Here is an 8,070-nt window from a genome sequence, read left to right as displayed (position 1 = left end):
GGGCGCGGGCTGCCCGGGGTCCGGCTGCGGCGGGACCGGACCGCCGCCCGCGACCTGGTCGACCTCGTGCGCGTAGGGCATCGCGGACGAGCAGGCGAGCCGGGAGGCGACGATGGCCCCGGCGGCGTTCGCGTACCGCATGGTGCGCTCCAGGGGCCACCCGGCGAGCAGGCCGCGGCAGAGGGCGCCGCCGAACGCGTCCCCCGCGCCCAGGCCGTTGACCACGTCGACGTGCACCGGGGGGACCTGCGCGGTCGTGCCGTCGCGGTGGACGGCGAGGACGCCCTTCGGCCCCTGCTTCACGACGGCCAGCTCGGGCCCCGCGGCCAGCAGAGCGCGGGCCGCGGCGTGCGGGTCGCGCTCGCCGATCGCGGTCTCGCACTCGTCCAGGTTGCCCACCGCGACACTCGCCCGCGCGAGAGCCTCCGCGTACACGGCCCGCGGGTCCTCCTGCCAGAACATGGGCCGCCAGTCCAGGTCGAAGACCGTGAGGCCGCCGGACGCGCGGGCCCCGAGCGCGGCCAGCGTCGCGGTCCGGCTGGGCTCGGCGCACAGGCCCGTGCCCGTCATCCAGAAGACCCGCGCGTCGCGCACCGCGTCGAGGTCCAGTTCGTGGGGGTGGATCTCCAGGTCCGGGGCCTTGGGCCGGCGGTAGAAGTACAGCGGGAAGTCGTCGGGCGGGAAGACCTCGCAGAAGGTGATCGGCGTCGGGTACTCCGCGACCGGGGCGACGAACCGGTCGTCGACCCCGAACTCCCGCAGCTGCCGGTGCAGGTACGTGCCGAACGGGTCGGCGCCGGTGCGGGTGACGACGGCGGTGCGCAGGCCGAGCCGCGCGCCCGCGACGGCCACGTTCGCCGCCGAGCCGCCGAGGAAGCGGCCGAAGCTGTCCACGTCCGCCAGGGACACGCCCGTCCGCAGCGGATAGAGGTCCACCCCGATCCGGCCCATCGTGATCACGTCGTACGGCCCGGGGTCCATGGCTCCCGTCCCTCCGCCTGTCTCGGACCTGCCTCACGCGCCGTGCGACCGGCGCCCCGCGCGGACTCTCCTCGCGGAGGTCGGCACCTGTCTACTGCTCCGCACAAAGCCCTGTCAACGGTATGTCCGGACATTCGGACGTTGCCTTGACACCGCTTCCCGGCGGCCGGAAAGCTGGTCGTCATGGCCTTCTCAGCGCCCTCGTCGCCCTCGCCGTCGTCGTCGCAGCAGCCCGCACCCGCCGCCTTCGCGGCTCCTTCCGCCACGCGTCCCGCCGCGCCGCGGATCCGGGTGGGCTCGGCCCCGGACTCGTGGGGCGTCTGGTTCCCCGACGACCCGCGCCAGGTCCCGTGGGAGCGCTTCCTCGACGAGGTCGCGGAGGCCGGCTACGAGTGGATCGAACTCGGTCCCCACGGGTACCTGCCGAGCGACCCCGCACGGCTGCTGGACGAGACGGCACGCCGGGGGCTGCGCGTCTCGGCGGGCACGGTGTTCACGGGGCTCCACCACGGCCCGGCCGTGTGGGACGCGACGTGGGAGCACGTGGCCTCCGTCGCCGCACTGGCCCGCGCGGCGGGCGCGGAGCACCTCGTCGTCATCCCGTCCTTCTGGCGGGACGACAAGACGGGCGAGGTCCGCGAGGACCGGACGCTGACGCCGCGGCAGTGGCGCGATCTGACGTCCCTGACGGAACGCCTGGGCCACGAGGTCCGGGAGCGCTACGGGCTGCGCATCGTCGTGCACCCGCACGCGGACACGCACATCGACACCGCGCCGAACGTGGCACGCTTCCTGGACGCGACCGACCCCGCGTCCGTCTCGCTGTGCCTGGACACCGGGCACTACGCCTACTGCGGCGGCGACAGCGTCGAACTGATCGAGACGTACGGCGAGCGCATCGGCTACCTGCATCTGAAGCAGGTCGACCCGCGGGTGCTGGCGGACGTCGTCGCGCGGGAGGTGCCCTTCGGGCCCGCCGTCGCGGGCGGTGTGATGTGCGAGCCGCCGACGGGGGTGCCCGCGCTGGAGCCGGTGCTCGCGGCGGCCGGCCGGCTCGACGTGGACCTGTTCGCCATCGTCGAGCAGGACATGTACCCCTGCGAGCCGGACCGCCCCCTGCCGATCGCCCGGCGGACCCGGCACTACCTGCGCGGCTGCGGCCTCTGACCGCCCGCGTCCTCCGTACGCGCCGCCGAGGGCGGGCCCCGGGGCCGGGGGCCCTCCGAGGGGCTCCCGGACGCGGGGCGCCGCCTCCGGCGCCGGGGGCGGAGGGACGTCAGGCCGCAGGGACGTCGGGCCGGAGGCCGTGCACGCGGAGACGGGCCGCGGTCGCCCCCGGACGCGAGCCCCGTGGCGCGGGCCGCGGCCGAGGCACGCCCCTCTCCCCCGGCGCCGTCGCGGCGTCAGCCGTCAGCCGTCAGCCGTCAGCCGTCAGCCGTCAGATCACTACAAGTGATGTCTCTTTGTCGCAAGAGTTGACGTACGTCAACTTCCGCACCACAGAACCGTTTCTGTCACAAAAGTCGATCATTGGTGACGGATGTCTCCGTTACGCGGGTTTCATGCAACAGGGGCGCGACAGGCATCGACACCCCATCACGCTGCGTCGCTGAATGGACACAGGCCTGGTGATCACCGGCCGATCGCGCCACGGGCCCCCCGCCCGGCCGTCAGGACCGGCGCCGCGGCGCGCGCAGGGAGGCACGGACCCATATGACCGACACGAGACTCTGGTCCTACAAGGAGATCGCCGCACACATCCGCGTCCAGCCGGACACCGTCCGCTCGTACCGCAAGCACGGACTGCTGCCGCCGCCCGACCACGTCGAGAACGGCAAGCCCTACTGGTTCGCCGACACCATCCGGACCTGGGTCGCGGGCCGGCCGGGCAACCGGGGCCGCCGCGGCTGACCCGGGCCGCCGGACCCCACGACGCGCCCCACCCCCGCCGGCGCGCCGGGTCCTCGCGGCCGCCGCTCCCCCGCACCCCGGCGCGCGGGACGGGACCGCTCCTCGCGGCCCGCCCGCCACGTGACGCCATACCCCCTAGGGGTACAGTGGAGCGCACTGTGCCACCCACGTTCGTCGAGGAGGACGTCATGAGCAACGTGACCACCGTCTACCAGGTCACGGGGATGAGCTGCGGCCACTGCGAGGGCGCCGTGGCCGGCGAGATCTCCGGCATCGACGGCGTCGTCTCCGTCCAGGCGGCGTCGGACACCGGCAAGGTGACCGTGACGTCCGAGCGCCCCCTCGACGAGTCGGCCGTGCGGGCCGCCGTCGACGAGGCCGGCTACGAACTGGCCGGACAGGCCTGAGGCCGGAAATTCGACTCCAGCCGCTCACACCGTGGCCGCGCTCGTGCGGCGGATCCGCCGCTCCATACGCGGAGCACGAGAAATCCGGGGCCGAGGCGAACATCCCTGGAGGTCGGGCAGGCGCCTGACCAGGTCTTTGCGGTTGCGTGTCCTTCACATGGGGCACGAGTCCTTCACATGGAGACCTAGATCACATAGATTTATGGGTAACCATCAAGGCAGCTCGTGTGTCATAGAGGACGATGCCATTGAACGTCTTGGGGGACGTTCACGAGATGTCTTGGGGGACATCTCGGGCTAGCGATTGGCCGGGGCACGTGCATCGGGGAGCTTGAGCGGCCCTCCCGTACGTACCCCGGTCGAACCGCACACGTGGCCTTGATGGTCGCGGTAGAACGCCCGGCCCGGATCCCGTGGGGGGAATCCGCTCCGGGGATATGGAAAGCGCCCCGCCTGCCGACCCGTGGGGGGATCGGCAGCGGGGCGCTTTTCGCTGCCCGGATCGCGTGATCGCGGTGGTCCCGGTGGTCCCGGTGGTCCCGGTGACGGGACGGACCGGGTGACCCCGGCGGACCCGGAGGTGCGCGGGACGGCCCGCGGCTGTCGGCGCCGCCCGGAGAACGCGAACGGGCGCCGCGCGTGCCGGACTCGCGCGGTGCGGTGCGCGAGCGGCACACGGACGCCCGTGTGCGAGGTGCCGGGACTGCGGTCAGCGGCCCTCGACCGGCACGAAGTCGCGCTCGACCTCGCCCGTGTAGATCTGGCGCGGACGCCCGATGCGGGAGCCGGGCTCCTTGATCATCTCGGTCCACTGGGCGATCCAGCCGGGGAGCCGGCCGATGGCGAACAGCACCGTGAACATCTCGGTCGGGAAGCCCATGGCGCGGTAGATCAGGCCCGTGTAGAAGTCCACGTTGGGGTAGAGCTTGCGCTCGACGAAGTAGTCGTCGGCGAGCGCGTGCTCCTCCAGCTTGAGCGCGATGTCGAGCAGCTCGTCGGACTTGCCGAGAGCGGAGAGGACGTCGTGCGCGGCCGCCTTGATGATCTTCGCCCGGGGGTCGAAGTTCTTGTAGACGCGGTGGCCGAAGCCCATGAGCTTGACGCCGTCTTCCTTGTTCTTCACCTTGCGGATGAAGGTGTCGACGTCGCTGCCGCTGGCCTGGATGCCCTCGAGCATCTCCAGCACGGACTGGTTGGCACCGCCGTGCAGCGGTCCCCACAGGGCGTTGATGCCCGCGGAGATCGAGGCGAACATGTTCGCCTGCGAGGAGCCCACGAGGCGCACGGTGGACGTGGAGCAGTTCTGCTCGTGGTCCGCGTGCAGGATGAACAGCTTGTCCAGCGCGGAGACGACGACCGGGTCGAGGTCGTACTCCTGGGCCGGGACGGAGAAGGTCATGCGCAGGAAGTTCTCGACGTACCCGAGGTCGTTGCGCGGGTAGACGAAGGGGTGGCCGACCGACTTCTTGTACGCGTACGCGGCGATCGTGGGCAGCTTGGCGAGCAGCCGGATCGTCGAGAGGTTGCGCTGGCGCTCGTCGAACGGGTTGTGGCTGTCCTGGTAGAACGTCGACAGCGCGCTGACCACGGAGGACAGCATCGCCATCGGGTGGGCGTCCTTGGGGAAGCCGTCGTAGAACCGCTTGACGTCCTCGTGGAGCAGGGTGTGCCGGGTGATGTCGCTCTTGAACGTGGCGAGCTCATCCACGGTCGGCAGCTCACCGTTGATCAGCAGGTACGCCACCTCGACGAAGCTGGACCGCTCGGCCAGCTGCTCGATGGGATAGCCGCGGTATCGCAGGATGCCCTGCTCGCCGTCCAGGTAGGTGATCGCGGACTGGTAGGCGGCGGTGTTGCCGTAGCCGCTGTCCAGGGTCACGAGACCGGTCTGGTTGCGGAGCTTGCCGATGTCGAAGCCCTTGTCACCGACGGTGCTGTCGATCACCGGGTAGGTGTACTCGCCATCGCCGTACCGCAGTACTACCGCGTCGTTGTCGCGTTTCTCGCTCACGTCATCCCTCACCGACGTAGTGCCTCTTCTTCGAGGTGCCCTGATGTCTCTACCATCCCCCATTTGGCGCAGGAAGGTGCACTCGGGGTCGACCATTGGGCTTATTGGCGGCACTCAGTGCCGCCAACTCGCTCATCCTGCCCCCTTCGCCCTGGTTCCGGAAGTCCTACGTGATGTTTCATACCCCGACGGCCCGCTGCCCGAGGCGATGGGCGAGGGCGGTGAACCGGCGGCCGGCCGACACGGAGCGCACGGCCTGGGCCACGGCCTGGGGGGAACCCACCAGCACGACCAGCCGCTTCGCCCGGGTGATCGCCGTGTAGAGCAGATTCCGCTGGAGCATCATCCACGCGCTGCGGGTGACGGGGACGACCACGGCCGGGTACTCGCTGCCCTGCGAGCGGTGGATCGTGACCGCGTACGCGTGGGACAACTCGTCCAGTTCGTCGAAGTCGTAGGGCACCTCCTCGTCCTCGTCGGTCAGCACGGTGAGCCGCTGCTCGACCTCGTCGATGCCCGTGACGACGCCCACCGTGCCGTTGAAGACGCCGTTCTCCCCCTTCTCGTAGTTGTTCCTGATCTGGGTGACCTTGTCGCCCACCCGGAAGACGCGGCCGCCTACCCGCTTCTCCGGAAGGCCGGGCCGCGCGGGGGTCACGGCTTGCTGGAGCAGCCCGTTGAGCACGCCGGCGCCGGCCGGGCCCCGGTGCATGGGCGTGAGGACCTGCACGTCCCGGCGGGGGTCGAGCCCGAACTTCGCGGGGATGCGATGCGCCGCCACGTCCACCGCGAGGCGGCCGGCGTCCTCGGTCTCCTCGGCCACGAAGAGGAAGAAGTCGTCGAGGCCCCGCGTGTGCGGCGGGAGCCCCTCGTTGATCCGGTGGGCGTTCGTGACGACCCCGGACTTCGCCGCCTGCCGGAAGATCCGGGTGAGCCGCACGCGGGGCACCGGGCCGTCCTCGGCGAGCAGATCGCGCAGCACCTCGCCCGCCCCGACCGACGGCAACTGGTCGACGTCCCCGACGAGCAGCAGATGGGCGCCCGGCGGCACCGCCTTCACCAGCTTGTTGGCCAGCAGCAGGTCGAGCATCGACGCCTCGTCCACGACGACCAGGTCCGCGTCGAGGGGACGGTCCGCGTCGTACGCGGCGTCCCCGCCCGGCTTGAGCTCCAGGAGCCGGTGGACGGTGGACGCCTCCGCGCCGGTCAGCTCCGCGAGGCGCTTGGCCGCGCGCCCGGTCGGCGCGGCCAGCACCACCGTGGCGCGTTTGGCCCGGGCCAGCTCGACGATCGAGCGCACCGTGAAGGACTTCCCGCAGCCCGGGCCCCCCGTGAGCACCGCGACCTTCTCCGTGAGCGCGAGCCGGACCGCCTCCTCCTGCTCCGGCGCCAGGGACGCCCCCGTGCGCTTCGCGAGCCAGGGCAGGGCCCGCTCCCACGCCACGTCGCGGAAGGCGGGCATGCGGTCCTCGTCCGCCCGCAGCAGGCGCCGCAGCCGGCCCGCGAGGGATGCCTCCGCGCGGTGGAAGGGGACCAGGTAGACCGCCGTGACCTCCTCCCCGTCCGGGCCCGGCAGCCGCTCGCGCACGACGCCCTCCGGGTCCGCGGCGAGTTCCGCGAGGCATTCGATGACGAGGCCCGTGTCGACCTGCAGCAGCTTGACGCCGTCGGCGATCAGCTGGTCCTCGGGCAGGTAGCAGTGTCCCTGGTCGGTGGACTGCGAGAGCGCGTACTGCAGGCCCGCCCTGACGCGCTCCGGGCTGTCGTGGGGTATGCCGACGGACTGGGCGATGCGGTCCGCCGTCAGGAAGCCGATTCCCCAGACGTCGGCCGCGAGACTGTAGGGCCGTTCGCGCACGACGGAGATCGAGTCGTCCCCGTACTTCTTGTAGATGCGCACCGCGATGGACGTGGAGACGCCGACGGACTGGAGGAAGACCATGACCTCCTTGATGGCCTTCTGCTCCTCCCACGCGGCCGTGATCTTCTTCGTCCGCTTCGGGCCGAGCCCCGGGACCTCGATCAGCCGTCCGGGCTGCTGCTCGATGACGTCGAGGGTGTCGAGGCCGAAATGGCTGACGATGCGGTCCGCGAAGACCGGGCCGATGCCCTTGACGAGGCCCGAGCCGAGGTAGCGCCGGATGCCCTGGATCGTCGCCGGCAGGGTGACCCGGTAGTTGTCGACGGTGAACTGCTTGCCGTACTGCGGGTGGGAGCCCCAACGCCCCTCCATGCGCAGCGACTCGCCGGGCCGGGCGCCGAGCAGTGCGCCGACGACCGTCAGCAGGTCGCCGCCGCGGCCGGTGTCGACGCGCGCGACCGTGTAGCCGTTCTCCTCGTTGGCGTACGTGATGCGCTCCAGCACGGCCTCCAGCACGGCGGGCGCGCGGGGCGGCGGGACCTGCGGGGCCTGCTGGGCCGGCTGGGCCTGCTGGGCCTGCTGGGCCTGCTCGGGATGCTGCTTCTGGTGGGTGTGCGGGGTCTGCTCGGGTTGCCCGGTCTGCTGAGGTCGCCGGACCTGTTGGCGCTGCTGGGGCGGACGGCTGGACATGCCCCGACGTTATCCCCAGCGGACGACACCCTGCCGGGGCTGTGGACAACCGGCGCCGCCCCGGCGGCGACTGGGGACAACTCGGCCACCCGCGAGGGTGACGGCCCAGCCCGGCGACCAGCGCGGCCCGGACCGGGCACCCGGGACGCCCGCGCCCCGCAGGCGCCCCGGACGACCGGACCGGGCACCCGGGACGCCCGTGCGCGGGT

At 71.8% G+C, this 8,070-nt stretch carries 6 protein-coding genes; 3 read left to right on the top strand and 3 right to left on the bottom strand.

The window, feature by feature from the left end:
* Positions 1-981, bottom strand: a 981-nt coding sequence (gene iolC / locus L1885_RS19235; RefSeq protein WP_235798394.1) for a 5-dehydro-2-deoxygluconokinase, incomplete at its 3' end; no start/stop codon positions are given.
* 183 nt (positions 982-1,164) lie between these two features.
* Here iolC and L1885_RS19230 point away from each other — a divergent pair.
* The 3 genes from L1885_RS19230 to L1885_RS19220 all read left to right on the top strand — a co-directional run bounded on the left by L1885_RS19230 (position 1,165) and on the right by L1885_RS19220 (position 3,299).
* Positions 1,165-2,148 carry a sugar phosphate isomerase/epimerase family protein gene (locus L1885_RS19230; protein ID WP_235798393.1) on the top strand — a complete coding sequence of 328 codons (984 nt, stop codon included), beginning with the start codon at positions 1,165-1,167 and terminating at the stop codon, positions 2,146-2,148.
* A 546-nt stretch (positions 2,149-2,694) separates the two neighbouring features.
* The gene (locus L1885_RS19225) at positions 2,695-2,892 is read left to right on the top strand and encodes a helix-turn-helix transcriptional regulator (RefSeq protein WP_235798392.1); all 198 of its coding nucleotides are present in this window, start codon (positions 2,695-2,697) and stop codon (positions 2,890-2,892) included.
* Positions 2,893-3,080: 188 nt separating this feature from the next.
* Positions 3,081-3,299 (top strand): heavy-metal-associated domain-containing protein, encoded by a 219-nt coding sequence (locus L1885_RS19220; RefSeq protein ID WP_235798391.1) that lies wholly within the window; start codon positions 3,081-3,083, stop codon positions 3,297-3,299.
* 709 nt (positions 3,300-4,008) lie between these two features.
* Here the strand turns inward: L1885_RS19220 and L1885_RS19215 are convergent.
* Together L1885_RS19215 and recD2 are read right to left on the bottom strand one after the other, a co-directional pair.
* The gene (locus L1885_RS19215; protein WP_235798390.1) at positions 4,009-5,322 is read right to left on the bottom strand and encodes a citrate synthase; all 1,314 of its coding nucleotides are present in this window, start codon (positions 5,320-5,322) and stop codon (positions 4,009-4,011) included.
* A gap of 166 nt (positions 5,323-5,488) precedes the next feature.
* Positions 5,489-7,861, bottom strand: coding sequence for an SF1B family DNA helicase RecD2 (recD2, locus tag L1885_RS19210; RefSeq protein WP_235798389.1), 2,373 nt, complete (start codon positions 7,859-7,861; stop codon positions 5,489-5,491).
* Positions 7,862-8,070: the final 209 nt, after the last annotated feature.

It is taken from the genome of Streptomyces fuscigenes (assembly GCF_021556455.1).
GTDB lineage: Bacteria > Actinomycetota > Actinomycetes > Streptomycetales > Streptomycetaceae > Streptomyces > Streptomyces fuscigenes.
This window is presented reverse-complemented; position numbering and strand designations above follow the sequence as displayed.

What these genes read in the sequence shown, in the direction of transcription:
- recD2 (WP_235798389.1), bottom strand. Translation starts at nt 7,861, where the DNA reads ATGTCCAGCCGTCCGCCCCAGCAGCGCCAACAGGTCCGGCGACCTCAG.
- L1885_RS19230 (WP_235798393.1), top strand. Translation starts at nt 1,165, where the DNA reads ATGGCCTTCTCAGCGCCCTCGTCGCCCTCGCCGTCGTCGTCGCAGCAG.
- L1885_RS19220 (WP_235798391.1), top strand. Translation starts at nt 3,081, where the DNA reads ATGAGCAACGTGACCACCGTCTACCAGGTCACGGGGATGAGCTGCGGC.
- L1885_RS19225 (WP_235798392.1), top strand. Translation starts at nt 2,695, where the DNA reads ATGACCGACACGAGACTCTGGTCCTACAAGGAGATCGCCGCACACATC.